Origin of the sequence: Pseudomonas citronellolis (assembly GCF_029335315.1) — a bacterium.
Classification (GTDB): Bacteria; Pseudomonadota; Gammaproteobacteria; order Pseudomonadales; family Pseudomonadaceae; genus Pseudomonas; species Pseudomonas citronellolis_A.
In genome coordinates this window covers 1-26,647 of sequence record NZ_JARJLT010000149.1, presented here as the reverse complement: position 1 = coordinate 26,647, position 26,647 = coordinate 1, and the positions used below count along the sequence as shown (strand labels likewise).

At 59.7% G+C, this 26,647-nt stretch carries 26 protein-coding genes and 1 tRNA gene; 18 read left to right on the top strand and 9 right to left on the bottom strand.

From position 1 onward, the window contains the following. Positions 1-146: 146 nt before the first annotated feature. Together P3W75_RS12320 and galE are read left to right on the top strand one after the other, a co-directional pair. Positions 147-2,792 carry a cellulase family glycosylhydrolase gene (locus P3W75_RS12320; protein ID WP_276227645.1) on the top strand — a complete coding sequence of 882 codons (2,646 nt, stop codon included), beginning with the start codon at positions 147-149 and terminating at the stop codon, positions 2,790-2,792. A gap of 74 nt (positions 2,793-2,866) precedes the next feature. Continuing rightward, on the top strand, positions 2,867-3,829 hold the full coding sequence (gene galE, locus P3W75_RS12315) for a UDP-glucose 4-epimerase GalE (RefSeq protein ID WP_276227626.1): 963 nt from the start codon (positions 2,867-2,869) through the stop codon (positions 3,827-3,829). A gap of 39 nt (positions 3,830-3,868) precedes the next feature. On the opposite strand, the gene P3W75_RS12310 is transcribed toward galE, so the two are convergent. From P3W75_RS12310 to P3W75_RS12280, 8 genes are all read right to left on the bottom strand, one after another. Beyond that, positions 3,869-4,669 carry a CpsD/CapB family tyrosine-protein kinase gene (locus P3W75_RS12310; RefSeq protein WP_276227625.1) on the bottom strand — a complete coding sequence of 267 codons (801 nt, stop codon included), beginning with the start codon at positions 4,667-4,669 and terminating at the stop codon, positions 3,869-3,871. Between the two features lie 10 nt (positions 4,670-4,679). Continuing rightward, a complete protein-coding gene (locus P3W75_RS12305; protein ID WP_276227624.1) occupies positions 4,680-6,242 on the bottom strand; it encodes a GumC family protein in 1,563 nt (520 codons plus the stop codon). Between the two features lie 20 nt (positions 6,243-6,262). After that, complete coding sequence (locus P3W75_RS12300; protein ID WP_276227623.1) at positions 6,263-7,393, bottom strand: hypothetical protein; 1,131 nt, start codon at positions 7,391-7,393, stop codon at positions 6,263-6,265. Positions 7,394-7,419: 26 nt separating this feature from the next. After that, the gene (locus P3W75_RS12295; RefSeq protein WP_276227622.1) at positions 7,420-7,977 is read right to left on the bottom strand and encodes a polysaccharide biosynthesis/export family protein; all 558 of its coding nucleotides are present in this window, start codon (positions 7,975-7,977) and stop codon (positions 7,420-7,422) included. 404 nt (positions 7,978-8,381) lie between these two features. Next, positions 8,382-8,558, bottom strand: a complete 177-nt coding sequence (eppA, locus tag P3W75_RS31900; protein ID WP_430765366.1) for an EPS-associated small membrane protein EppA — start codon at positions 8,556-8,558, stop codon at positions 8,382-8,384. 405 nt (positions 8,559-8,963) lie between these two features. After that, complete coding sequence (locus P3W75_RS12290) at positions 8,964-9,173, bottom strand: cold-shock protein (protein ID WP_276227621.1); 210 nt, start codon at positions 9,171-9,173, stop codon at positions 8,964-8,966. Positions 9,174-9,471: 298 nt separating this feature from the next. Then, positions 9,472-10,482 (bottom strand): hypothetical protein, encoded by a 1,011-nt coding sequence (locus tag P3W75_RS12285; protein ID WP_276227620.1) that lies wholly within the window; start codon positions 10,480-10,482, stop codon positions 9,472-9,474. 877 nt (positions 10,483-11,359) lie between these two features. Continuing rightward, a complete protein-coding gene (locus P3W75_RS12280) occupies positions 11,360-11,629 on the bottom strand; it encodes a hypothetical protein (protein WP_276227619.1) in 270 nt (89 codons plus the stop codon). A gap of 136 nt (positions 11,630-11,765) precedes the next feature. Between P3W75_RS12280 and P3W75_RS12275 the strand changes: the two genes are divergently transcribed. The 12 genes from P3W75_RS12275 to P3W75_RS12225 all read left to right on the top strand — a co-directional run bounded on the left by P3W75_RS12275 (position 11,766) and on the right by P3W75_RS12225 (position 21,571). Beyond that, on the top strand, positions 11,766-11,981 hold the full coding sequence (locus P3W75_RS12275; RefSeq protein WP_276227618.1) for a DNA-binding protein: 216 nt from the start codon (positions 11,766-11,768) through the stop codon (positions 11,979-11,981). Positions 11,982-12,252: 271 nt separating this feature from the next. Then, the gene (locus P3W75_RS12270) at positions 12,253-12,480 is read left to right on the top strand and encodes a hypothetical protein (protein WP_276227617.1); all 228 of its coding nucleotides are present in this window, start codon (positions 12,253-12,255) and stop codon (positions 12,478-12,480) included. A gap of 2 nt (positions 12,481-12,482) precedes the next feature. Further along, on the top strand, positions 12,483-12,749 hold the full coding sequence (pflM, locus tag P3W75_RS31895) for a lysogeny maintenance protein PflM (RefSeq protein WP_430765365.1): 267 nt from the start codon (positions 12,483-12,485) through the stop codon (positions 12,747-12,749). A 199-nt stretch (positions 12,750-12,948) separates the two neighbouring features. After that, entirely contained in the window at positions 12,949-13,290 is a 342-nt protein-coding gene (locus P3W75_RS12265; protein ID WP_276227616.1) for a hypothetical protein, read from the top strand. 42 nt (positions 13,291-13,332) lie between these two features. Next, a complete protein-coding gene (locus P3W75_RS12260) occupies positions 13,333-13,665 on the top strand; it encodes a hypothetical protein (RefSeq protein ID WP_276227615.1) in 333 nt (110 codons plus the stop codon). A 782-nt stretch (positions 13,666-14,447) separates the two neighbouring features. Then, positions 14,448-14,768: a hypothetical protein gene (locus P3W75_RS12255; protein ID WP_276227614.1), complete on the top strand. Its 321-nt coding sequence runs from the start codon at positions 14,448-14,450 to the stop codon at positions 14,766-14,768. A 15-nt stretch (positions 14,769-14,783) separates the two neighbouring features. Further along, the gene (locus P3W75_RS12250; protein ID WP_276227613.1) at positions 14,784-16,337 is read left to right on the top strand and encodes a hypothetical protein; all 1,554 of its coding nucleotides are present in this window, start codon (positions 14,784-14,786) and stop codon (positions 16,335-16,337) included. Positions 16,338-16,339: 2 nt separating this feature from the next. Beyond that, positions 16,340-16,711 carry a hypothetical protein gene (locus P3W75_RS12245; RefSeq protein ID WP_276227612.1) on the top strand — a complete coding sequence of 124 codons (372 nt, stop codon included), beginning with the start codon at positions 16,340-16,342 and terminating at the stop codon, positions 16,709-16,711. Positions 16,712-16,719: 8 nt separating this feature from the next. Next, positions 16,720-17,808 (top strand): zonular occludens toxin domain-containing protein, encoded by a 1,089-nt coding sequence (locus P3W75_RS12240; RefSeq protein WP_276227611.1) that lies wholly within the window; start codon positions 16,720-16,722, stop codon positions 17,806-17,808. Positions 17,809-17,817: 9 nt separating this feature from the next. Beyond that, positions 17,818-19,203 (top strand): type II secretion system protein GspD, encoded by a 1,386-nt coding sequence (locus P3W75_RS12235; RefSeq protein ID WP_276227610.1) that lies wholly within the window; start codon positions 17,818-17,820, stop codon positions 19,201-19,203. A 95-nt stretch (positions 19,204-19,298) separates the two neighbouring features. Further along, a complete protein-coding gene (locus P3W75_RS12230; protein ID WP_276227609.1) occupies positions 19,299-20,582 on the top strand; it encodes a hypothetical protein in 1,284 nt (427 codons plus the stop codon). Further along, positions 20,582-21,571, top strand: a complete 990-nt coding sequence (locus P3W75_RS12225; RefSeq protein WP_276227608.1) for a phage integrase — start codon at positions 20,582-20,584, stop codon at positions 21,569-21,571. Before P3W75_RS12230 ends, P3W75_RS12225 begins: the two co-directional genes overlap by 1 nt. Before the next feature lie 91 nt (positions 21,572-21,662). Here P3W75_RS12225 and P3W75_RS12220 read toward each other — a convergent pair. Then, positions 21,663-21,736: transfer RNA gene (locus tag P3W75_RS12220), tRNA-Gly, on the bottom strand. Positions 21,737-21,891: 155 nt separating this feature from the next. On the opposite strand from P3W75_RS12220, the gene P3W75_RS12215 reads away from it, so the two are divergent. From P3W75_RS12215 to P3W75_RS12200, 4 genes are all read left to right on the top strand, one after another. Further along, positions 21,892-22,455 carry a hypothetical protein gene (locus P3W75_RS12215; protein ID WP_276227607.1) on the top strand — a complete coding sequence of 188 codons (564 nt, stop codon included), beginning with the start codon at positions 21,892-21,894 and terminating at the stop codon, positions 22,453-22,455. A gap of 212 nt (positions 22,456-22,667) precedes the next feature. After that, entirely contained in the window at positions 22,668-23,768 is a 1,101-nt protein-coding gene (locus P3W75_RS12210; RefSeq protein ID WP_276227606.1) for a polyamine ABC transporter substrate-binding protein, read from the top strand. Positions 23,769-24,100: 332 nt separating this feature from the next. Then, positions 24,101-25,318, top strand: coding sequence for a GGDEF domain-containing protein (locus tag P3W75_RS12205; protein ID WP_276227605.1), 1,218 nt, complete (start codon positions 24,101-24,103; stop codon positions 25,316-25,318). A gap of 400 nt (positions 25,319-25,718) precedes the next feature. Then, on the top strand, positions 25,719-26,528 hold the full coding sequence (locus P3W75_RS12200) for a gamma-glutamyl-gamma-aminobutyrate hydrolase family protein (protein WP_276227604.1): 810 nt from the start codon (positions 25,719-25,721) through the stop codon (positions 26,526-26,528). Positions 26,529-26,647: the final 119 nt, after the last annotated feature.

The following is a 26,647-nucleotide window of genomic DNA, read 5'->3' as shown; positions in this document are numbered from 1 at the left end:
CCAATCCCTAAGCCAATGGCTAGCAACTGACTATAGTCTCAATATGCCATGCCGCTAGCCGCCGCTTACCGTTGCCGTTTACCAAGGAACAGGTCGCCATGTCCGAGCACTCCCGTGAGCCGATCACCCTGCCGGGCCGCCTCGGCATGGCCCTCTGCCGCGCGTCCTGGCTGACCCTTTCACTACTGCTCCTGGCCCTGCCGCCAAGCGCATCGCGGGCGGCGGACTGGGTCGCCGGCCTCGACGAACACAGCGGCCTGCCGCTGCTGACCCGCGGCGGCGGCACGGCGCTGACCTCGTCGTTCGAGTTCTGGGGCAGCGACTGGTCCTGGGCCGACCTGCAACCCTCGTTCAAGGTCGACGCCCCCGGCCGCTACAGCCTGACCGGCATCAGCAAGGCGCTGGACTTCGACCTGAAGGCCGACATCCGCAAGCGCGACGAACGTACCCTCACCTGGCAGTTCGGCCTCGACGCCCACAGCGCGCAGTCCAACGTCATGGGCGGCGGCATCGTGTTCCGCTTCGACCCCGCGCTGATCGACGGTGAAATGGGCCAGCCGGAGCTGCTCCCCGGCAACAGCGGCTGGACCTGGGGCAAGAACGCCCAGGGGCCGCGCGTGGAAGTGCGCTTCGACCCGCCGCTGGCGCGGCTGTATTTCGAACCGGGCGACAAGGGCCAGCTGCGCGCCTTCATCTACAAGGACAACATCCACCCCGGCCACCAGGCGTTCAAGGCGACGTACAGCGTGTCCGGCGATATCGCCATGCTCGGCACCACCAGCGAGCGCTTCGGCCTGGCCGATCCTGCGCGCTGGCCGAGCGACCGGGTCGACTGGGGCACCTCGCCGGTCGACCTGTCGTTCCTCAACGCCGAGGAGAAACCGGCGGGCAAGCATGGCTTCGTCCAGGCGGTCGGCGAGCAGCTGCAATTCGCCGACAAGACCCCGGTGCGCTTCTGGGGCACCAACCTGTCCGCCTACACGCTGTTCACCACCCCGGACGACGCGATCAAACAGCAGGCCAGACGTCTCTCGGCGCTGGGCTTCAACCTTGTGCGCCTGCACCACCACGACTCGCCCTGGGTGCTGCCCAACATCTTCGGCGACGGCCGCAGCCTGCGCGACACCCAGCGCCTGAGCGCGGAGTCGCTGAAGAAGCTCGACTGGTGGATCAAGTGCCTGAAGGACGAGGGCATCTACGTCTGGCTCGACCTGCACGTCGAGCGCCAGTTCACTCCCCAGGACGACATCTACGGCTTCGACGAACTGCCCAAGGACGACCACGGCAACGCCGGTCTCAAGGGCTACGCCTACGTGAACCTGACCATCCAGCAGGCCATGAAGCGCTTCGCCGAAGCCTACCTGGGCCACGTCAACGACTACACCGGGCTGGCCTACAAGGACGACCCGGCGATCGCCGCGGTCCTCCTCACCAACGAGGACGACATCACCCAGCACTACGGCAACGCCCTGCTGCCGGACAAGAACGTGCCCAAGCACAACCGCCTCTACATGCACGAGGCGAGCGCCTTCGCCGCGCGCCACGGCCTGCCGCGCGCGCTGACCTGGCGCTCCTGGGAGCCGGGCCCGGCCAAGCTGTTCCTCAACGACCTGGAACAGCGCTTCGACGTCGACCTGATCCGCCACCTGCGCGGCCTCGGCGTGAAGGTGCCGATCGTCACCACCAGCACCTGGGGCCGCAACGGCCTGAGCGCGCTGCCGGCGCTGACCAGCGGCGACCTGATCGACGCCCACAGCTACGGCGGCGTCGGCCAGCTGGAGCGCAACCCGCTGACCAGCGACGGCATGATCAACTGGATCGGCGCGGCGCAGGTCGCCGGCAAGCCGCTGAGCGTCTCGGAGTGGAACGCCGACCCCTTCCTCACCCCCGACCGCCACGCCCTGCCGCTGTACGTCGCGGCCACCGCCCGGCACCAGGGCTGGAACGCCCTGGTGCAATACGCCTACAGCCAGGAAACCCTGGACAGCCGCTGGATGAGCCCCAGCAACTGGCACACCTACAACGACCCGGCGATGCTCGCCACCCTGCCCGCCGCCGCCCTCCTCTACCGCCGCGGCGACGTGCGCCAGGCCAGCACCACCACCGTCTTCGCACCCACCCCGAACACCCTGTTCGGCCAGGTCATCGACCCGGCCAACTCGGTACTCCTGCGCACCGCCATGCTCAAGAGCCGGCTGCAGATCGCCATGCCGGCGACCCCGGAGCTGCCCTGGCTGCAAGCGAGCCCCTACCCCGCCGACGCGCAGGTAGTGCGCGACCCGAACCAGGCCCTGCTGGACGCCAACGCGAGCGAAGCCAGCAGCGACACCGGCGAACTCAAGCGCAGCTGGCGGGACGGCATCTTCACCGTCGACACCCCGCTCACCCAGGCGGCGAGCGGCTGGCTCGGCGGCAAGACGCTGGCACTGGGCAACCTGCAACTCCAGGTGAAGACCGCCAACGCCAGCGTGGCGGTACAGAGCCTGGATGGGAAACCGCTGGAGCAGTCGCAGGCGCTGCTGATCTCCCTCGGCACCCGCGCGGTGCCCAAGGACGACAACGGCCTGCCCTACCGTGTCGAACCCCTGGAAGGCAGCTTCAGCATCAAGGCGCCGCCGGGCCTCTCGCTTTACCTCGGCGGCACCCCGAAGCAGGCCGAACCGCTGGCCGCGCCGTACCGCGACGGGCGCTACACCATCAGCCTCGACGGGCAGAAGATGAGCAATTGGCTGTTCCTGAAAAAGGCATCTAGAGTCTCAGGCGAAACACCCCCTTCCAGCACCACCCAGTAGTACCGCAAGCCCAGGGACGATCGCGCGGACAGCAGCGCCGGCGCTCGAGCACCAACAGATTCCAGGAGAGATGGATGAAGTTTCTGGTTGTCGGCGGCGCAGGCTACATAGGTTCGCACATGGTCCGGCACCTGCTGGATGCGGGACATGCAGTGGTGGTGGCGGACCGGGTCGCCAACCCGCTGCACGACCCGTCCATCGAACTGGACATCGCCGACGGCCAGGGCCTGGACGCCCTGTTCGCCGCGCAGCGCTTCGACGCGGTATTCCACTTCGCCGCCTACATCCAGGTCGGCGAGTCGGTCAGCGAGCCGGCGCGCTACTACCAGAACAACGTCGCGGCGACCCTCACGCTGCTGCAGGCGATGCTGCGGGCGGACGTCAGGCGCCTGGTGTTCTCCTCCTCCGCCGCCGTCTATGGCGAGCCGCTGTGCGACCCCATCGATGAGACCCACCCCAAGGCGCCGATCAACCCCTATGGCCGCAGCAAGTGGATGGTGGAGCAGGTGCTGGAGGACTTCGACCGCGCCTACGGGCTGAAGTCGGTGTGCCTGCGCTACTTCAACGCCGCCGGCGCCGATCCGGGCGGCCAGCTGGGCGAATGCCACGAGCCGGAAACCCACCTGCTGCCGCTGATCCTCCAGGCCGCCTCCGGGCGGCGCGCCGACGTCACCGTCTACGGCCGCGACTACGACACCCCCGACGGCACCTGCATCCGCGACTACGTCCATGTCGCCGACCTCGCCAGCGCCCACGCGCTGGCCCTGGACTACCTGTTGGCGGGCGGCGCGAGCACGGCCTTCAACCTCGGCAACGGCCAGGGCTTCTCGGTGCAGGAGGTGATAGACGTGGCGCGCCAGGTGACCGGCCGGACCATCGTCTGCCGCGACGCGCCACGCCGCGCCGGCGACCCGCCGCGCCTGGTGGCCGACGCCAGCAAGGCGCGCAGCCTGCTCGGCTGGCGCCCGGAGTTCGCCGCGCTGGAGCAGATCCTGAGCCACGCCTGGAACTGGGAAAGCAAGCACCCCTGGCGCTGAAACGCCGGGCCGGCGCCAGGCGCCGGCCCGGATCGCGACCTAGTAGTAGGTGTGGTCCGGCGGCTCGGCCTTGTTCAGCACGGTGCCGATCAGGTTGACGTTGCCCAGGTGGTAGAGACAGTCCTCCACATCCTTCTTGTTGTTCATTCCGTTGGCCACCACCAGCAGCACGCAGTCGAACTTCGGCAGCACGGTGATGGCGTCGTCGGAACTCAGCAACGGCGGCAGGTCGAAGATGCAGATGCGCGAGTCGTAGCGCTCGCGCAGGTCGCTGATCAAATTGCTCACCCGGGGCGAGGACAGCAGCTCGGTGGACAACGGCACCGGCTCGCGGGTCGGCAGCACCACGAAGCGCGGCAGCGTCGGGTTGACCAGCACTTCCTCCAGCCCGGCCTCGCCCTTGAGCAGTTCATTAAGCGACGCCTCCATGGGCAGGTCCAGGTAGGCCCCCACCCGTGGCCGGCGCAGGTCGAAGTCGACCAGCAGCGCGGTCTTGGTGGTGTGGTGGGCGATGCTCATGGCCAGGTTGATCGCCACCACCGTCTTGCCCGACTCGGGCGTCGGCGAGGTGATCGCCAGGGTGCGCCAGCCGTTCTCCTCCATGGTCTGCAGCACCTGGGTGCGCAGCAGGTCGAAGGCCGAACTCATGGTCGAGTTCTTGTTGTAGGCGACGATCCGGTTGCGCTCCAGGTGATCCGCGCGCAGGGGCACGACACGGGTCCGGGTGTAGTCGAACGGGTCCAGGGTCACCGGGTGATCCGCCTTGGCGGGCTCAGGAACGACGGCCCTCGGTGAACCCAGGAGCAGCGCTTTGTCTTTAGCCGGCTTATTTCTGTCCATTACTGCTTTCCTATGCGAACCGAGCCATGACCTTGAATAGCAGAAGGTCCAGCGGCATGTAGAAAATGTGCAGGAGCACCAACGCCAGGACAGCCGCCACCAGGCCGCCGACGATCAGGAAAATGCGCCATTTGCGCCGCCGCGCCAGCTCCTCCTGGGTGGGTATGAAGGGAATGGCGGCGAGCACGCGCCGCCCCAGTACGCTGCCCAGGGCATTGACCCCGCGGATGCGCTGGTTCAGCGCCTCCAGCAGCATGACCAGGCCACCGGCGCCGGCGGGCGCGAGGACCACGCCGAGCGCGACGATCTTCTTGCGGTTCGGTTTGATCGGCCGCTCGGGCATCAGCGGCGGCTCCAGCAGCACAAAGCGCTCGGCCTTGTTTTCCTGCTCCAGGTTCTCGGAGATCTTCGCGTTCATCTCCTTGGTGCGGATTTCCTCGTACTTCTTGCGCGCGTTGTCGTGGTCGCGGGTCAGCGTGACCATGCCGCGCTCGACCTGCGGCGTCTCGAGGATGTCCGCCTCGTAGGAACTGATCTTGCTCGCCAGCTCGCGCTTCTGTTCGAGCAACGACTTGATCCGCGACTGCGCCGCGGCGACGCGGGTCTCCGCCCGGGCCGCGTCCAGGCTCACCGGCGCCGCCGGGCCGCCCTTGGCGCCGCTGGCTTCCAGGGCCTCGATCTTGCGCTTGACCGCGCGCACGTCCGGATGGGCCTCGGTGTAGCGCGCGCGCAAGGTGACGTAGCGGGCCTTGAGGGTGGCGAGGTCCTCGGGTTGCTCGGTGCCGGGGGCGGCGCTGGGCAGGGGCACGGCGCGCGACCCGGCGAGCGCCGCCGACTGCTCCATCTCCAGGTAGCGCATTTCCTCCTGCGCGGCCTTGTAGTCGCGGTCGACCTCCTGCAGGTCGAGCTGCGCCCGCGAGAGCATGTTCATGCGCATTTCCTGGTGCTCGGGCAGGGCGTTGGCGTGCTGCTGCTTGAAGTCCGCCAGCTTGTTCTCCAGCACCTCCAGGTCGCTGCGCAGCTTGTCCGCTTCCTGGCTGAGGAACTCGGTGGTTTCGCTGGCCCGCTCGGTACGCTGCTTGATGTTCTCGTCGAGGAACAGGGTGACCAGGTCATTGGCCACGTCGCGGGCGACCGCCGGGTCCTTGTAGTCGAAGGACACCTTGAAGGCGATGGTCGACTCGCCACGGCCCGGGGTATAGGAATTGACCCGGGAAACCTCGATGGCGTTGCGCAGCTGCTCGATCCGGTCGGCCTCGCTCAGCACATAGCCGCCGCCGGCGAACAGGTGGTACTTGTCGACGATCGCCAGCAGGTGCTCGCGGGACATCACCCGCTGGCGGATAACTTCGATGCGGTCGTCGGCGAAGCCGCTGTTCGCCGAGATCAGGTCGGGGGAAATCTGCGGGGACTCGACCAGGATGGTGCCGGAAGCCTGGTAGACCGGCGGGATGGCGACGGCGACCGCGATACTCGCTGCCAGAATCAGTACGATGCCCAGCCCCAGCAACAGGGCCCTGTCCTTGATAATGGCAATGTAGTCGTTAAGTGACATCTCGTATTCGGATTTCATAATAACCACACTGCTGAAGTTCAGAGGTTGGAGAACCTGTAGATCAGGCTCACCCCGACAACCTTGCTATCGGCATCCTGCACGCCTTCACGCTGGCGCTCGTTGTAGCTCAAGGATAGGCGCACCGACCAGAAAGGCGAGAGATCGCGGGTGCCCCAGGCACCGACCTGGCGCAGCGTGTTCGGCGTCTGCCCCTTGCTGTCCTGCCAGGACGCCGAGAAGCCGATCCGGCTGAGTTCATCGACGTCGTAGCTCCAGGTGCCCTGGACCACATCGATTTCGCTGAAACCGCCCTCGCCACTGGCCACCGAACTGCGGCTCGCATCCAGACTCGCATCGAAGCGCTCTCCCTTGTAGTTGACCGTGACGCCACCCTCGCCGCGCGGGCCACCGTCTGCACTGCTGTCCTTGTTGACCCCGACGTACATCGACGCGCGCAGGCGCTCGGAAAACTGGTACTTCAGGCCGACTTGCGGGTCGTAGCTGTTGGATGTGGAAAAACCGGACGAAGAAGTATTGGAAGTCTGGTCCGGCTCATAACGCCGCGCGGTGAAGCGACCGAACAGGTCGAGGCGTTCACTCCAGGCATGGTCCAGGGTGAAACTGCTGACATACTCGTCGTAGTCGGTCAGGTCGCTGACGTCGTAGGTGACATGCCGGTAGCCGGTTTCATTGCTCAGGGTGTTTCTCTCGTCGAGTTCCCGAGTCCAGTTGCCGAACAGCGAATACATCTTCTGCGTGCCGTCGGAAGTGACCACGCCGGTTTGCTGCACTGCCGTGGAGAGCGTCGAACTTTCCACATAGCTGGCGTCGAGCCCGAAACTGCCCTTGTCGTTGTAGCGTTTCCAGCCCAGCCGCAGGTTCGGGTCCTCGTGGTTGGCAATCACCGAGGTGTCGGAGGAGCGCACGGCCTCGACCCCGGCGCCGAAACTCAGCTCGTCCAGGCCGTAGGTGCCGACCAGGGTGAAATCGGGCGCGATGATGGTGCGCGTCACCGACTTGTCGAGGGTGGCGTCGAGCAGCGGGTTGCTGTCGTATTCGACCTTCATCGGCAGTTCCACCGCCGAATGCCAGACAGCCGCCTGTACCATGGCGGGAAACGGCAGCATGCAGATCGCCGTCGCCACCCCGGTCGCACGCAGCCTAGGCACGATGAGCCCCGTTGCGCCACGCAAGGTCAGGGTACGACCAGCGTGTCGCCAGCCTGGAGTTGGATATTGGTGGACATGTCACGCCCGGAGATCAGGTCGCGGTAGCGCACCGGCAGCACCTGCTGGGCGTCGCCCTTGCGGCGGATGACCTTGATCGCGTCCTCGTCGGCGAACTTGTCCAGCCCGCCGGACATGCTCAGCGCCTGCAGCACCGCGGTCGGGCCTTCCATCAGCACCGGGCCGGGCTTGGCCACCTTGCCCTGCACGTAGACCAGGTTGCCGGCGATGCTGGTGACCACCACGCTGACGTTGGGCTCGGGTAGGTAGGTCTCGAGCTTGGCCGCGATCTTCTTCGACACGGCCGTGGCGTCCAGCCCGGCGACGTCGACCCGGCCAGCCAGGGGGAAGGTGATGCTGCCGTCGGGCAGTACCTTGACCTCCTGGTGCAGGCTGTCTTCACGCCAGACCGAAACCAGGATCACATCACCGGGGCTGAGCAGGTAAGGCGCGTTTCTTTCATCGGCACTGCTGGCGCCGGACCACACGACCAGCATGCAGAACACGGAAAACAGCAAACGCAACATCGGGTTCCCTCCGACCAGGTAGCCACGCCAAGCACTTCGCGTGAAAACGGGGCGAAACCACTCCCCTATCCGCGGCAATGAACGACCCGCCGCAAGGCCTCGAGCATCCACGAGACCGAATTCCACCGGGGCGCGACAGGCACAACCCATGCCGCCAGCGACACCCTCGGAACAACGGACAAATGGAATATAGCCAGCGTCGGGATTTAAACAAGGCGCCAGCGGAATCGACCGCTGCGCATTGAACCGCGACACTTTCGACACCCCCTGGCAGCCATTAAAAACCCGCCAGGTATATTCCACAGACTAAACAATAGTTGCCGCCGCCCGATGCAAGCGGCGGCAACTGTGAATCAATCTCTTTAACCCGCGCGACCGCGCAGAGCGTAACTCGGAAGAGCCGGCTAGACGTTTCGCCGGTTGGCGACGGCAACGAAGCCGATCAACGCCGAGGCAATCAACCAGGCAACCGTGGAAGTCGGTACGACGCTGGTCTGATTGATATAGGAACCGGCAGTACCTGCCGCCCCACTGAGAAGTATCAGCAAAAACACAAACTTTATAAGAAGTGTCGAGCGCATAACCCCCTCCCACTACGAGGAACATCCAATCGGGTTGGACCAAGGAATTCTTTGCTGCTGCAGGGCGAGATTATGAGCACATGGCCACTACGTCAATGACCTGTCACCATTGTAAATCTCAATGAGGTTTTCCCGACTTCGTCAAAATTTCGGCGAATCCGCCACCCTCCCCTCGCCAACCCGCATGGCACCTGAGGCGGCAAATTTCCCAGGCAGGCATCTCAGCCGTGAAACACCTGGAAGCCGCGCCGAAACCTCGGATGGAAGGGGGGAATGCGCGACCGACGGTAGATCGGGAGAGGTCGCGACAGCGCTTCGTCCGCCGGCGCGGCAAACACCGCCGAGCGCCCATGAAAAAGCCCCGCAGCCGTTGGGCTGCGGGGCTTGCGTCGACCCCGAGAGGGGTTAGACGATCTGCACCTGCTCGGCCTGCGGGCCCTTGGCGCCAGCGGTCACGATGAAGCTGACCTTCTGGCCTTCCTCCAGGGTCTTGTAGCCGCTGGTTTCGATCTGGCGGAAGTGCACGAACACATCGGGTCCGCTTTCCGGGGTGATGAAGCCGAAGCCTTTCTCGGCGTTGAACCACTTGACGGTACCGTTTTGGCGATTGGCCATGATGGAGTCTCCAGAATCAGGGATTGCGCAGTTGGGTAACTGCCAGGCACTGAATGCAACGTGAAGCATGGCCGCGAAGGGGTCGCTTGCAAGTGATCCTGACGACGTGGCGCGATACAGGGCAGGCAGGTTATTCAGCATAAGACTCAATTGGCGAATGTGAAGTCCCGATTCGAGCGATAATAAGCGCCAGAAATATACCGTTGTCGCCCCTGAAACTTCGCCAACGCCAATTTAAAGACTCTTTATTGGCGACTATTTCCACCCCGGAGATATACGCGCCTGACGCTGCCGGGCTTCACTGTGCCCTTCCAGAGGTCGAACGGATCGTCGATCGATCATAGAGCCGATATTGCAGGCCACGCGCAACGCGCAGCATTTTCGCGAAAAGCTTGTTCGTACTCATGGGCTTGGCGTCGCTATTGCCATGGGTCGCCAGGCGCTCCGCCAGCCAGTTGGCGAACTCGGGACGCTCGCTGCCCAGCCTGCGCAAGAACGCCTCGCGATACGGATGCTCCATGGATCGGGAATAATGAACGACAGATGACTTATCCATGCAGGGCGCGGCCTCGGGGCCGGTTATGAAACCCTGGAAGACCATATTGTGTTGATCGGGAGTCAATTCGCGCCACTTCAGGCCAAGGCGGGCGACGATGGGACTGAGTATCACCTGGTCCGCCGTAAAGAATTGCCCTTCGGGGGTCGCCAACTTGCTCCGTAGAAGTTTCGAGAAGGCGGAATAATAGGCATCGGCAAAGCCGGTGCCGCGTCGCCACGAGAACAGGCCGGAATTGAAATAGGCCAGTTGTTCGGCGCGCCGGCCATCCGCGGCGCACCACGGCAAAGCATCCAATGAAGTGTCGAGCACCTGGCATACGTCGCGCCAATACGGCTCATAGTGGGCGTCGCCCCTGAACATCGCCGGCGGCAACCATTCGCGCCTGGCGACGAATGCCTCTTCGCCATTCAGCAACAACGCGCTCGGCTCGCTCAGTACGAAGATGTCGCTATCCAGCCAGGCGATGGTCTCCGTGCGCGCCATGCGTTCGGCGGTCTGCACGGCAACCACCTTGTTCGCATAGTTGAGCCAGGGATGCGGGTTCTCCCCTTCCTTCGCTTCGACGAACTCCACATTCAGCCGCTCGAATGCGCGCAACGTCGATGGCATCAGCGCCGGGCCCCGCCGCCCCTTGACCGCAAGCAACCTGGAAGAAGCGAGCTCGCCGCCAAATGCCCTCAACGACTCGATCATCAGCAGCGTTTGCTGTTCGAGGCGGCCGTATTCGACGCAACAGACAAAGGTCAACATGCGGGCATCTGTCCTTTAAACCGAAGTGAAGATTCCAGTCGGTGAATTCACCCAACCAGCCGGCTGCTTGCCATTCAGCATGAACGTATAGCCCAGGCCGCCACGGCTGGCGAGCAGCGCCATGTCCCAGGGCGCGGATGCCTGGGCGGCCAGGGGCACCACGAAGAGATTGGCCAGAGGGGCCGCGGGTTCGCTCGACAGGAATCGCGAAGCAACCGACTGGAGAGTCCACACCGCGCTTCGCAAGTCCCTTGATCAGGGGACGATGAGGGGCGGCCTCGGGCCCGCGACAGAGGCATCGCCGCAACGGCGTTTTTTTCCGCCCCCGAAAACGCAAAACCCCCGAAACGCTAGGCATTTCAGGGGTTCGGCAGGGTGTTCTGGAGCGGGCGAAGGGAATCGAACCCTATAATTACTATGGTTATCAGTGCCCTACGCTGCATATTGCGGGGTTTTGCGCGTTTGCTTTTGGTCTATGTAGCCCAGTGATGGGTTACGTTTTCGACACTTTTTCGACGCTTATGAGCATTCTTTTAGCATGCGCGTTCGGTATTGCTCTTTGTATGCGGGGTTGCGTTCGTTGCTGAAAATCGATCTCCATGCTTGGCATTGTGCCGTTTCTGTTGGCATGGTGACGGATGGTGTTTGCGTTGCCTCTCGTGTGGTGATCGGCTCTTCTAGCATTTTTAGTTGCCAGATCATGTAGAGGTGCCAGCTTGCCCCTAGTGCTAGCCCGCCTAGAAAAATACCTAGAGCGATTGAGGCTACTAGGTTTGCAGGGCTCACATGGATTTGTATTGGTCTATTCGTCCTGATCAATTTTCTTTCCCTGTCGGTCTTCGGGCATACCAGCGCCTACTCACTTCCTTGGTGATCGCTATCCCACGTTTTGACTGGTCAAGTTTCTGTTGGCTTCGTCGTACTCGGGGCTTGTTTGGCCGCACTCTGGTGCGGTTTGGCCGCTGGCAAGCCATAGCGCGTACTGAGGAAAGACCCGTACCAGTACGTCTAGCTCTTCACTGCTGATTCGTACTGTCTTGTGTCTGATGTTTTTCCAGCGGCTGTAGTTGATTTCCGAGGCACGGACTAGATCGTCTAACCCTGCCTTATAAATCAAAGCTATAGCCCTATCCTGAATTGATTCCATAAAGTTCTAATTCGCTTTGAGTTTAGCTATTGAACCACAAAGCTAAGCTGGTTAATCTATGCCCAAGGTTTAGTTATTAAACCCGCTATCTAATCCAAGGTAGTGCCGTATAGACCAACATAGTGCAGCAAAGGCCATGGAACTGGAACAGATCAAGGTAAAGGAACTCACAGCCGCCCCGCCCCTTCTGCCGTGGAAGGTCTTTTGCGCTTGGATCGGTATGGCCTCGGAGACCGATACGGTCCGTGGCTGGATTCGCCAGGGCTATCTGCCGACTCGTCGGGTTGGGAAATACCTCATGGTCAATGTCGCGTTGCTCAATAAGCAGTTGCTGGAAGAGGAGGATTTTTAATGGACTCTTTTGCTCTTCTTACCTTTTGGCGCATCGCTGAGGGTTCTTACCTCGCCTCCACCGATTCTCATCGTCTTTCTATGGCATTTAAGCTTGATGGCTTTCTCGAGTGTCTTTGGGTTACGGGGCAGATTTCTGCTGAACAGCACATTGCACTGAATCGTCTTGTGGACTCTCTTATTTTTCGCTGCTCTTCTTCTGGTTTCCCTTCGCCTAAGAATGCTGGCCCGGTTATGCCTTCCTATGTCGCTCTTGCTCGGAGGGTTCCGGCATGAGGGCTTTTAAGCTGGTAATTGAGCTTGGCTTCTGGTTTTTTGCCTTGTTTGCCTGCGTTGGTATTTTTTGCAAAGTTACTTCTGATTTGTATGGTGTTGGACTCCCTGTTTTTAACTTTTATTTGATTTGGATTTTTAATTTCTTTTTGGTTTTTATTCCTGCGGTTGTTTGCAGTATTGAGCGAATTTCTAAGTGTAAGGCTTGGGATTTCTTGGGCGAATAGTTATGCACGCTCGCAAATACTTAGGGCTTCCTCATGCTGAAGATTGTGACTGCTCGGTTTGCTGGGTTAAGAGAATGGGTCCTAACCCTGCTCGTGTACATGGCCCTTTCTGTCGTCGCCACCGTATTTATCTTCAAGGTGGTGTTTGGCGAATTGTACGTGGACCTTGCTACTGCGGTGGTCGTAGCCGCTCTGATTGGAGTGTCTCTAGAACTGAGGGATTCGATTCGAGGGCGTTCTATGCGGGAGATATCTTCCGTAGACCCTAAAAGGATTGTTCAGCTGTATTGCTTCTTTGTTGTCGTTGTTACGTCTTACTTGGGGATTCCTCTTTACTTCTTTTTCTGGTGGTCATTATGAGCGCGATTATTCCCCCGCGCCGGGAAACTCCGGGCGACCCGCCTAAGAAGTTCCTGGTTCAAGTTAAAACTTCGGATTTCCTTCTTTTGCAGCAAGAGGCGGCCAATCGTGGAACTGATCTTCTCAAGCTGGGTGGTTTCGTCCTTAGTGCTTGGATTGCTGCTGGCTGCCCTGATTTCAGTAGTTAGTTTTGGCTGCCGGGCTATCTGGAACTATCAGGATAGCAAGCATGAAGTAGGCGAACCGCTTCTGTTGTATCTGTGGCATTGCCGGAAAAGCCCGCAATCGTTTGATCCGGCATATGCCGCGACGCTTGTTTGGTCGATTAGGTGTCGGCGTTGTCGTCACCGTTATATGCCCTTGGCGCGAATGCTTCACCGGGCCCGGCTTGAAAAAGCAGAGTTTGGGCAGTTTCGGGAGTGGGCAGTAAAAGCAGGCTTTCACGTTTAACGCCCGGTTGGGCACTTCAAAAACCCCTAGGAGGTAATTCCTATGTTCGATCAAGTGATGAAACAAAACATGTTGGTGCTTGGTGTTGAGCGCACCACGGTGGAACGCTCGGTGTTTGTCTCGGCGTTCGTGGGTCGCCAGCCGGAAACGGAACGTGTCGGGGACACTCGCGGTTACGCGATTTCGAAGATCGGCGTCGAACCGTCCGTTTTCGACAAGTTTCCGGCTGTGACTGAGCCGGTGGAGCTTCAGCTGCATATCCGTCTCGTGAAGGCTGCGGGCGGGAAGATGCAACCTCGTATCGTCGACGTGGAAGCGGTCAAGGCCGGTGCTTCCGCTCCGCGTGCCGCCGCCAGCGACAAGCCCGGGGCCTGATGATGGAAGCCGCCTGGGCATCATCGTCTGACGTGGCGCCGCTCTTCGGCCGCGCCTCTCAGCCGGTGTACGTGGATGGGAACGGGGGCCGCGGCGGCCTAGCAGGTGTGGCCCGCTGCTCTATCGCGTGGCCCGTTTCCTGCGAGCCGCCGCGATCTGCCCCCGCGCCGTCTGACGATGTGTCCGGTGTCTGCGCGGCCTCCGTCGGCGCCGTTCTTGCCGTTTACGTGCATCCCATCGGCGCCAGTCTCGCCCCCGTCAAGGGCCGCGCCCCCGGCTCGTCGGAACAGCTTCACCGTTCCGGCGAACGGAGGCACGGGCGAAGCGAACCCTTGATGGCTCCCCGACAAAACAGCCTCCGAGTCATAGGGGCGGGGGAAGCTCTATCCCCCCGCCCCTCTGACTCCCTGGCGAAGGGCGGGATTGTAAGGGCAGAGCCCTTACGACCTTGCTCTTGGATAAAGGGCTACCGGCGCAGCCGGGCAACTTCCGCCGATCTTTCAGCCGCCTGCGTAGGCAAGGGGGACTCCATGTCCGAATGGCTGGCAAACGTCACCTTGGGCGATTTGTTCGCCCTTCACCTCGTCCTTGGCCTCGTCCAGTGCGCGGCTTTGGGCCTCATTCATGGGCATCAGAGGTAACGGCTATGTCGCTCTCCTGGGACACGTATCTGTTTATCACTGGGCTCGCTGTCGGTTCTGTGGGCATCGGCATCGCCTACGGTCACTTCCGCCTCGGGTGGAAGGAATTGATTGATGCCGCAACGTAAGAGGAAAAACCTCATGAAACTGCAAAGCAAGCTGCCGGCCCTGCCGGTTGGTGTTTCCAGCGACGTGACTCCGGCCGGTAAAGCCGGGGGCCAAATCATGGCCGCTTCCAGCGTCAAAACCCTCGCCATGCTCGGCGTTCTGTCCGCCGGCATGACGGCCGGAATGGCGAACGCGGCGATCACCATCCCGCCCGAGATCATGGACGTGTTCACCGATCTGGCGACCGCCTTCGGCGCTCTGATGGCCGCCGGTGGCATCCTCTTCGGCGTGATCCGTGGCGGCGTCGCCCTCTTCAAGCTGGCCGGCCGCGTGTTCTCGGCCGCTGGCGCCTGACGGGTGGGCGGGTAGATGCGCGCGGCTATCCGCCTACTTATTGCCCTCACGCTTCTTGCGTGGGGGCAATTTAGTTTTGCGGCTGATTATTACTGGAATCGTCGTGGCGATACGGCCACTCAATATACGAGTGCGGTGGCGGCTTGTACTGCTCTAGCGACATACGCGACCACGCAAAGCAATGCACAAAATAACTCGACATATGCCGTCTATAAATATGCGTCATGGGGGAACTTCAGCTCCGGGACCGGTGTTGCGTACTGCACATTTACATTTACGACGTATGTTCGTGCTACTGGCGCTGTAAACAATACGGGTACGGCGACTCAGGATGCTACCGGGCTCTTTAGCATTACGCGCAGGGGTACCGCTTGCCCGACTGGCGCCACTTATAACGCCACTACTGGCGCTTGCGATATGCCATTGAATTGCGGCGCGACGGCTGGAAAAAAGAAAGCTGTTGCTATGTCGTGCACTTATGTCGCCAGCTCTAAGCTTTATTCATGTCCTCGGGAAATGAACTCCGATGGTTGTGCATATATCCCTAACGGTGCGAAAACGAACTGCAATCTTGACAAAGAGGCTGATGGTACTCATATCTGCACGGCTTATTACACTGGCTCCGGAGAGGAGGCTAGTGATAATGCTACTGATTGCGGCGATAAAACTTGCGCCGATGTACCTTCGGAAGGTGATACTAATCCTGATTCGGGGTGTGTTACAGCTGGAAGTAAGACTGTTTGCATTAAAGATGAAGCCAATGGGTGCGGTGAAATTAACGGCCAATATGGTTGCTATAAGCAAGATGAGGGCTGCGGCGAGTTCAATGGTACATTTCAATGCTTAAATACTGACAAGCCTCAGAACAACTGTAGTTACTTCAACGGCCAGCAAACTTGTTTTGATCCGAGTGATCCGACTAAGGTTATTAGCCCATCTTCGCCCGATCACCCCGCCAATGGCGGTAACGCTGACGGGAATGAAAATAATGACCCAATGGCGCCTGGGGGCACTCCTGGGAGCTCTCCGCAGTCCGGCAGCTCTGGTGCCACGAACCAAGCGATTAATGACCTTGGCGAAAAGCTGGGGCCCAAAATCGATAAAACCAATAGCTTGTTGGAAACGATTATCGACAAGCTGTTTGGGACTGATTATGACAGTTCCGGCGACGGCTCCGATTCCGAGGCGGAAGTTAAAGGGGGCAATGCGGGTGATGCCATTGCCGCCAAGCTCAAATCGGAGGGTGATCGTGTTCAGCAAGAGCATGAAGGCGAGGTGCAAGATAAATTAGATGGCGTGCCGGCCACGGTTGATTCTTGGTTTGGTGGTGGCATTGACCTTGGTAATGCCTTGAACCGAGTTTTCCCGTCTGCGTCGGGCTGCGGTATCTACGCGATCAACTTTGCGCTTGGCAAGTATACGGTCAATATGTCGTTGGACACTTGCATACTTAGCCGCATGAAGGCGTTACTTGAGTGGCTTGTTTGGTGCTGGACGATTATTGCGGTTTGGAAGATTTTCTACTCTGGTCTTCGTCTTGAAGATGCGAAGGCGGCTAAGAAGGGCTAACTATGAACTGGATAATTGGCTTCCTCAAAAAGCTGTTCCCGCGTTTCTTCGCGCAGTTGACCAAGTGGGTAATTGGCTTTATTTCTCCGTTGATCGCCCCGTTCCTTGAGTATATTGCGAAGTTCTTTAGCAAGCTCGGCGTTATCATTATGGTGATTGCATCTATCGGTGCGGCGATCACTGTATTTACCCTAGCGCTGGAAGCTATTGGGTCTGGAATTTCTGCGCAGGCGCCCAATGACTTAATTGTTATAGGGCGCATGTTCCTTCCTAGCAATCTCTCGATTGCAATTTCTACTATCATGCTGGCCCGCCTGAAGTCTCTAATCTTTATGTGGGTTGTTCGAATTACTGAAAAATTCGAAAACGCATAGGTATTGCTATGGCTGTCTATATCGTCACCGGCAAACTTGGCGCAGGGAAGACTCTTCTTGCTGTCATGAAGATACTTGAGTACCTCAAGAAGGGCCGTCGTGTGGCGGTGAATGTTGATGTTCGTATGAACAAGTTGTGCCAGCCTAACAATCGTCACTCCCGTGTTGTTCGTCTGCCTGACCTTCCTACGGCTGATGATCTTGTTGGTCTTGGTATTGGTTGTGATGTTTACGATGAGGAGAAATTCGGCGGAATCTTCCTCGATGAGGCGGGTGTTTGGCTTAACTCTCGGGATTGGAACTCGGGTGGTCGTACTGACTTGCTTAAGTTCTTTCTCTTCCTCCGCAAACGCCGGTGGGATTTGTGGCTTATCGTTCAAAACATCAATGTAATTGACAAGCAAATACGCGAATCGATTGCTGAGCACGTTGTTTATATTAATCGTCTTGATCGGGTCAAGATTCCGTTCCTAAGCGCAATGGGGCGTTTCCTGAGCTTCGGGCTCTGGAACGGTTGCCTGCCTAAGATGCATTACGCAATAGTTAAGTATGGCGCTAAGTTTAATTCGATGAAGGTCGACGAGTGGTTTTATCGCGGCTCGGAGTATTACGACTTTTACGACACTACTCAGGAATATGACAAAGAGTACGACAAGGGTAGTTACTCGATGCTGCCTCCCGGCTATTGGCGCAGAAAGCTTCCGATTGCCGTCCGTAATCTGGGGTTCTATATGCGCACCACTAAGATTTTTTTCCGTCGCACCCGAGTGATTACAGGATTCTTTATCGGGGCACTCTTGGCGGCGAGTGTTACTTTTGCGGCGACTTATCACGCATCTCCTAAGGTTGCTGGCGTAGATCAATCAAAGCCAGCTGCTGCGCCTGTTGAGAGCAAGAAACTTAAAGAAGAATTTGCGGATTACAAGATTACTTCCTTCCAGCGCTTTCCTGACGGCGTTCGTTACATATTCGAATCCAAGGATGGCAAGCGTATCAACTCTAAAGACTTTGCCGTAAAGAACATTACTGTTAAGGATCGTGGCGCCTCTGAGGCCCTGCTTGTTCGTGACAGTGATTATCTTTCTATCTATCGCTAGGGCTTAATCATGGTCTACATAGCTAGGGGGCTGCTCGCTCTCGGGATGGTTTTTGCTCCGATTGTTAGTGCTACAGAAGCCATTGACATATCAGAGGGCACGGTTATGGATTTGGTGGATTGGGCCTCTGCCCATCTTGGCAAATCTCTTATTGTGGGCGCCGATTTAAAGTCGGCGCCTTTGTCTATTTATGCAAAGTACGATACCCCCCAACAGCTTGAAGATTTAGTTGGTCAGGCGGTTCGCACGGCTGGCTTTTATTTTTCGAGTGACGCGAAAACCATACAAGTTAGTTCGAAAGAAATGCCGGTTCCGCTTTCGTTTAAAACGGAAGTTATTCAGCTTCAAAACCTTCAGTCTGATTTTGCCTTTGAGTCCGTGCGTGATGTTTTGAACTCTCGTATGGCGGCCGATCAAGCCTCTAGCAAAGGCTCGATGCCAGGCCAGGCGCAGGCGATGGTTTCGCCGTCGCCTACGTCGAATGCGCTGATTGTGACGGCCACTGCGGATCAGCTCGACGTCGTTCGGCAGGTCGTTAAGGAGATTGATCGGCCGAGGCGGCAGGTGATGATTACGGCTGTGGTGGCCGAGCTTTCGGACGATGATTTTCAGTCGCTCGGGTTGAACGTCACGGCCGCGAATAACCGTCTGAGCATCAGCGGTACTGCATTCGGGAAGGTTGATTACTCCGATCTTGGTTTCAGCATGACGTTTGACGGGCCGACGCTGGGGGCCTTCTTCCAAGCGGTCAAGTCGACCGGGCGTAGTCGGATTCTGTCCACTCCGCAGCTGCTTACGCTGAATCGCGAGGAGGCCAGCATTGTCGTTGGCCAGAATGTTCCCTTCATCACTGGTAGCACTACCTCTGGCGCGACGCCCGCTGATAACCCCTATCAGACCATCACTCGGCAGGATGTAGGCGTTACGTTGAAGGTGAAGCCGTTTATCACCCCTTCTGGCTCTATCGAACTCACGATTGAACAGGATGCCTCTAGCGTCTCAAACGATAAAACGGCAGCTGACATCATCACCAATACCCGGCGTATTTCGACAAAGGTGCAGCTGGCTAACGGGTCCGGGATCTTGCTTGGTGGTCTGCGTTCTGAGCAGACCGATAAGTCGACCTCGAGGGTGCCGCTTCTGTCGGATGTTCCGGTCGTGGGGCGCCTGTTCCGGTTCGATTCCGAGCGTACTAAGGCTTCCAATCTGGTGGTCATGCTTTCGGCGCGAGTGTTTGACCCCGCTAAGCCCCTTTCTGACCTCTCACAAGCCCCGTTTACGTCGCCGCAGGTAGCCGCCCAACTGGCGTTGCCTGTGCTGAGCATTGGCGATTCTGAGGCCCTTGGGCGAGCCGCTAGGGGGCAGCGTCGGGCGCAGCACGGGGATGCTCCCTAGCGGCCGCCCTTTGGGGCCCAAAGACGCCCCTGTAGCACGTCTTATAAACAGTTTTTCAAGTGGTCATTACTGCACATTGCTGAAGGATTTGGGGAATGAAAAAGGCTAAGGATCAGGTTCGAATCGATGTGCTGACTGGGGAAGAGAGCGTGCGCGGGCGGCTCTTTGTTGATCCTTCTTCGGCTGCCATTACTGATCTTTCTGGTGTTCGAATTCTTCGCTGTGGTGTGGATACGGTTCGCCAGCTCTACAAGGGGTTGATTCGTCCTCAGGTGCTAGCGCTTTTCGAGCAGTCGGGCATGGTTGAATTTGCTGGTGAGTGGTGGCATGCGGGTCGTGTGGGTCGTGATTCGGGGTATCAGTGCAAGCTCCAGAATGCTGATCTTGGCTTGATTTTGCTGATCAAGAATTTCAACGAGAAAGCCGATGTGGTGGGCTCTCATCTCAAAATTGAGGTGTCTCCGCATGCGATTGACTCTAGGTCGCCTGGGCAGCTTCAGGCGTGGCTTGATGGGGTCGCTGCTCAGGTGCTCGAGCAATGCGAGGTTAACCAGTGTGCTGTTCACGTTGCGCTTGATTTGCAGGGTTGGACGCCTCCGACTGACCTTGTCGCGCGCTTGCATTGTCGTGCCAGGGCTCAGCGTGATCATTCGGGGATTCAATCGGTTTGCTTCGATGAAAACGTTGCGACCTATGGCCGTGGTCAATCGTTTTTGTTTGGTTCGGCGTCTGGCATGCAAATGGCGATTTACAACAAGACGTTGCAGGCACGTGCCATCGATAAGCTGGATTACTGGGAGTCGGTGTGGCGACGTGGTGATAACCCGTTTGATGCTGATGACAGTGCCAATTTTGACCCTGAAAAGCCGGTCTACCGTATCGAAGCGCGTTTTCACCATTCGGTTGTTCGGCAGTTCGCTGATGGCTCGGTGTTGCATCAGACCGGTGAATGCATAGGTACGCATTCCTTTGCCACGTTGGCTGGGCATCTTCAGGGGCTTTGGAGCTATGCGCTTGCGTCGTTTCGCTTGCTTTCTCGGCCGGGAATGTATGACGCCTTTTGGACCTTGATTCGTGATGACGTGGTGGTCTCTGTCGAGGCTGATTCGCTGCTTGAGGACACTGTTTACAGGCGTTACTACAAGACTGCTCGGGGTTTTTCGGGCAAGAACGTGGAGCTATTCCTGGGAAATTTTCTTTCTATCGTGGCGCGTGATCGTATCGGGGCCCAGCGTGCGTTTCAGCAGCTCAAGCAATGGGATTGCTGGCCTGTGATTCGGGATCACTATGCGTCGAAGGGGAAGGAGGAGCATCAGATTTATAAGCACGTGGCTGAGTTGTTGCGTGAACGGACGGTGCGCTGGGGGAGGGCTGTTTGATGGCTGTATCTAAGCTTGATGACGGTCGTTGGCTTGCTGATATTGAGCCCATTAAAGGTAAGCGTTTTCGTAGAAAATTTAAGACTAAAGGTGAGGCGCTTCGTTTTGAAACTGGGGTGCGCCTTAAGTGTGCTGAAAATCCTTCGTGGAGTGCTAAACCTAAGGATCGTCGTAAGCTATCTGAGCTTGTTGAGCTTTGGTTTGATTTGCATGGCCAAACACTTGCCAATGGTTTGCGGTGTGTGGCGATTCTTCGTCTGATGGTTAAGGATCTTGGTGATCCTGTTGCGGTGGCTTTGGAGCCTTCGAAGGTTGCCAAGGTAAGGTCTAAGCAGGTTTCTAGGGGTATGTCTGCAAAGTATGCCAATAACCGGCTGGGTTATCTTAAGTCAATGTATAACGAGCTTCGGCAGCTTGGTGTTATTGATTATGAGAATCCTATAGGTCGACTTCGCCCGCTTAAGCTTCAGGAAAGGCCGCTTTCATTTTTGACGGAATTTCAGGTTTCTGAGCTGTTGGCAGCTCTTGATGATCGTCATACGTCGCCTCATCCGCGAATGGTTGCTCGCATTTGTCTTGCTACGGGGGCGCGATGGGGTGAGGCGCAGGCTTTGACGCCTGATCGGCTTAAGGGGCGCCAGGTTGTTTTTGCAAATACTAAGTCTCGTCGTGTTCGATCGGTGCCGATTTCTGATGAGCTGGGTGAGGCGATACGCTTGCATTGGCAGACCTATGGGCCGTTTACCAATTGCCTCGGCGTTTTCCGTAAGGTCTTGCTTGCGACCTCGATTAAGCTTCCTCGAGGTCAGGCTAGCCATGTTTTGCGGCATACCTTTGCTAGCCATTTCATCATGAATGGTGGGCATATTGTGACGCTGCAAAACATCCTTGGTCATGCTTCGTTGGCTATGACCATGCGTTATGCGCATCTGTCGAAGGATCACCTTTCGGAGGCTGTGCGCCTTAACCCTCTTGGGCGGATTTCGTGAGTGGTCTTCGACACTTTTTCGACACTCGGCATGTCTGAAAAAGCAAAAGCCCTCAAAAACTCAGTGTTTTCAAGGGCTTGCGGGGATGTTCTGGAGCGGGCGAAGGGAATCGAACCCTCGTCATGAGCTTGGGAAGCTCAGGTAATGCCATTATACGACGCCCGCTTGGGGGTGCCTTTTTACCAGAAGGCGTGGGCCGAGTGAAGCCTTGGCGTCGGGTATTCGCCTGCATTTCGTGTGACGCGGGTGCCAAATGGCGCGGCGGCAGGTATCTTCGGCAGCCAGTCATGACACCGCCAGAATAAAGACGGAACGCTTCCATGGGCATCGATTCGCTACGCGCGGCCATCCTCGGCCTTTCCCTGCTGGGTTCCACGGCGGCGTTCGCGCAGGTCGAGGTGAAGCCGGTGCAGAACAAGAACCTCGGCCTGACCCTGGCCGTGCGCGTCACCGAGGACATCGCCCCGGGCGACTACGAGCGCCTGTTGCAGGGCCTGAAGGACAACCCCGGCAAGTTCGCCCGCAAGATCGCGCTGCTCGATTCCATCGGCGGCAGCCTGGGCGAGGCGATCAAGATGGGTCGCCTACTGCGCGAAGCCGGGTTCGACACCTGGGTGCCACGCAACAGCATCTGCCAGGGTACCTGCGTCTACCTGCTGGCGGCCGGCCACGCGCGCCAGGTGCGCGGCTATGTCGGCCTGCACCGCCCCTACTTCCCCGGCGGCGACTCCTGGCTGGCCGACGGCGCCAGCCGCTACAGCCCGGCGGCCTACCTGCGCGAGATGGACGTGCCGCTCAGCCTGCTGGACGACATGGGCGCCATCGAGCCGGGGCGCATGCGCGTGCTATCCACCCAGGACCTGGCGCGTTACCGCCTCGACTGAGCCAACTGGCACGACGGTACCCCTTGTAACAGCCCGCGGCGGAATCCCGTCGCGGCGCCCATCCGCCTGCCCGTCCGCCCCCTGATGGCGCCCTAGAGCCGCCGCTGGTCGCCACGGAAAACTGGCCGCAGGCCATTATCGGGAATGCTTTTTGCTGCGCAGTTGCGAGGAAGACCCAACCCCCCGCATGCAAAAAGACTCGGAGCTCACGCATGTTCAAGACCTTCGGCAAGACCCTGCTCGCTGTAACTCTGGCGGGCGCTGTGGCTGGTATGGCGCAGGCGGACAACAAAGTGCTGCACGTGTACAACTGGTCGGACTACATCGCCCCGAACACGGTCGACGAGTTCACCAAGGCCACCGGGATCAAGGTCGTCTACGACGTCTACGACAGCAACGAAGTGCTGGAGGCCAAGCTGCTGGCCGGCAAGTCGGGCTATGACGTGGTGGTGCCTTCCAACAACTTCCTCGCCAAGCAGATCAAGGCCGGCGTCTATGTGCCGCTGGACAAGTCCAAGCTGCCGAACTGGAAGAACCTCAACCCCGACCTGATGAAGACCCTGGAAATCAGCGACCCGGGCAACAAGTTCGCCATCCCCTACATGTGGGGCACCATCGGCATCGGCTACAACCCGGACAAGGTCAAGGCCGCCCTCGGCGACAACGCCCCGGTGGATTCCTGGGACCTGGTGTTCAAGCCGGAGAACATCCAGAAGCTGAAACAGTGCGGCGTCACCTTCCTCGACTCGCCGACCGAAATGCTGCCCGCCGCCCTGCACTACCTGGGCTACAAGCCGGACAGCCAGGACCCGAAAGAGATCAAGGCGGCCCAGGACCTGTTCCTGAAGATCCGTCCGTACATCACCTACTTCCACAGCTCGAAGTACATCTCCGACCTCGCCAACGGCAACATCTGCGTGGCCATCGCCTATTCCGGCGACGTCTACCAGGCCAAGGCCCGCGCGGTGGAAGCCAAGAACAACGTGAAGGTCGCCTACAACATTCCGAAGGAGGGCGCCGGCGCCTTCTTCGATACCGTGGCCATTCCCAAGGACGCCGAGAACCAGGAAGGCGCGCTGCAGTTCCTGAACTTCCTGCTCGATCCGAAAGTGATCGCCGAGATCAGCAACGCCATCTCCTATCCCAACGCCAACTCCGCCGCCACCACCCTGGTGAACGAGGAAATCCGCAAGGACCCGGGCATCTACCCGAGCGACGCCGTGATGAAGAAGCTGTACGCCTTCCCCGGGCTGCCGGCCAACACCCAGCGTCTGATGACCCGCAGCTGGACCACCATCAAGACCGGCAAGTAAGCCACCCACGGCAGAACGCCTGATGCACCAGGATGGTGCCTGCAAACCACGACACGCCCCCTTTTAGCTCATCGAAAGGGGGCGTTTCGCTTTGCCTGCCCGCAGCCGGCGCCCCGAACCTTCCGTCGCGCTGCAAGCGCCACGGGCTCGAAATCCTCGAACGGCACAGGCATGATGGCCACTGGATATCACCGCACTTCCCTGCCAGACCAAAGCCAGGGGTCGGATCGAACGGCCGCACCGTCACGGACCTTGGCGCCCCAATGCCAGGCCGAGGCGCCCCCGCTCCCCGCCCCGTCGCACCAGCACGGGGCGCACCCAGGAGCCCAGGCATGACCGCCCTCGTCGACACCCCTTCCCCGCAGATGCCCGAACGCCCGGCCGAGGATTACCTGGCCGAGCGCGTCGCCACGCTGTTTTCCACCAGCCCGTCCACCGCGGTGGGCAACGTGTTTTCCGGCACCATGGTGTTCGGCGTCTACCACGCCAGCGCGCCGCTGTTCGGGCGCTGCCTGTGGCTGGCCACGCTGGTGCTGCTGATGTGCGTGCGCCTGGGCCTGGTGCACGCCTGGCGGCGCGACCCGCAACGCCTGGCGCCGGCCACCTGGGCCCGGCTGACCATGCTGCAGTGCGGCGCCGTGGGCCTGGCCTGGGGCCTGGGGGCGATCTGGCTGATGAGCTACGGCACGCCCTACGAGGACGTCATCTATGGCTGCATCGCCCTGGCCTCGGTGATGGTGGCCATGAGCAACGTGTCGTACTGGCCGGCGCACCTGGCCTTCCACGTGCCGATGTTCTTCTTCCTGGGCATCGCCTACTTCCGCGATCCCGAGCCCCAGGCGACCTTCCTCGCCATCTCCGCCTGGATCGTCTGCCCGTTCATCGCCGAGATGGGCCGGCGCCTGCAAATCCGCTTCAACGAGGCGCTCAAGCTGGCCTGGGAACACCAGTTGCTGGCGCACCGCTATGCCCTGGCCAACCAGGAACTGGCGGTGCTCAGCCGCACCGACGACCTCACCCGCATCGCCAACAAACGCCACCTCGACGAGACCTTGCGCCGCGAGTGGCACCGCTGCGCGCGCCACGCCGAGCCGCTGAGCGTGCTGATGCTGGATATCGACCATTTCAAGCTGTTCAACGATGGCTACGGCCATCTCGCCGGCGACGTGTGCATCCGCCGCGTGGCCGAGGCGATCCGCGACAACGTGCGCGAGCACTGCGACTTCGTCGCGCGCTTCGGCGGCGAAGAGTTCAGCGTGGTGATGCCTGGCGCCGACCTGGCCACCGCCTGCGCCATCGGCGAACGCATCCGCGCCGCCATCGAGGCGCTGCACCAGCCCCACGCCTGGACCCCACTCGGGCAACTGACGGTGAGCATCGGCGTGGCCTCCACCGCCCAGGGCCCGGTGCCCAGCGAAGAAGCCCTGGTGGGCAACGCCGACGTCGCCCTGTACGCCGCCAAGCATGGCGGCCGCAACCGCGTGGAAGCCTTCAGCGGCGACCCGGCCAAGGCGCCGCTGCCCCCGGCGGGCGTCCTTCTGGCGAACTGAACCGACGACGCGACGCCCCCTTACATAGCGACAGTCCATGCCGCCCGCTCAAGGACGCGGCTGGCGCGGGCTCGGCCGAAATCCGTGAAAATGTTCAGTATAATTTTCACGAAAAGGTGCCTTACGTAAAAAATATTGGACCGATATTTATCGGATTACATAAAAAACACTTCAAAATCATACAGTTATAAATGATCCGAGTGACGAATTCGGCCATTATATTTGACGCTGAAAAGCGAAATTGTTTGACATATTTTACGGCTCTGGCAGGCTGGTACGCAGGTTTCGACCGCAATCGGGCGCCCAAAACCCCTCTGCGGCAGTGCTCGAAGCCCCAGGTAGCGCCCCTCCGGTCGCGCCTGCACAGAAACGACAGGCCGCGCCTGTCCCAAGGTGACATATGTCCAACAGCAACATTGGCAATAACAATTCGAAACTCCGCAAGCCCGTCGTCCTGATGTCCATGGGCCACCAGGAACGCAAGGGTCACGACTATCAAGTGATGACCCACAAGTACATCACTCCGATCACCGATATCTCCGGCTGCGTGCCGGTGCTGGTGCCGACCTGCTGCGGTACCGACGACCTCGAGCAGTACCTCGACATGGCTGACGGCGTGTACCTGACCGGTGCCGGCAGCAACATCGACCCGGCGCTCTACGGCCAGGAAAACGAAACCCCCGGCAAGGGCCAGGACCAGCAGCGCGATCTGTTCGATCTGCCGCTGATCAAGGCCGCCCTCGCCCGTGGCCTGCCGATCTTCGGCATCTGCCGCGGCATGCAGGAAATCAACGTGGCCCTGGGCGGCGACATGTACCAGAAGGTCTACGCCGAGCCCGGCTTCAACGACCATCGGGAAAACCCCGAAGACCCGGTCGACGTCCAGTACGCACCGGCGCACAGCGTGCGCGTGGCGCCGAACAGCTGGCTGCAGAAGCTGCTGCAGGCCGACTCGATCCAGGTCAACTCGCTGCACGGCCAGGGCCTGAAGACCCTCGGCAAGGGCCTGGAAGCCATCGCCCACGCCGAAGACGGCCTGGTCGAGGCGATCCACGCACCGAGCATTTCGCCCTTCCTCTTCGCGGTGCAATGGCACCCGGAATGGCAGGCGGTGAAGAACCCCGACTCGGTGAAAATCTTCCAGGCCTTCGGCGACGCATGCCGCCAGCAGGTCAAGAAGAAGCAGGCCCGCTACGGCAACGCCGCCTGAGCGAACGCCTTGTCTAGTCCTGAAATAGGTTTACACCTATCCGGACAAGATCCAGACCTCAAAACGCCCGATGCACCGCATCGGGCGTTTTGTATTTCAGGGCCTGGTGAGGGCGCTCG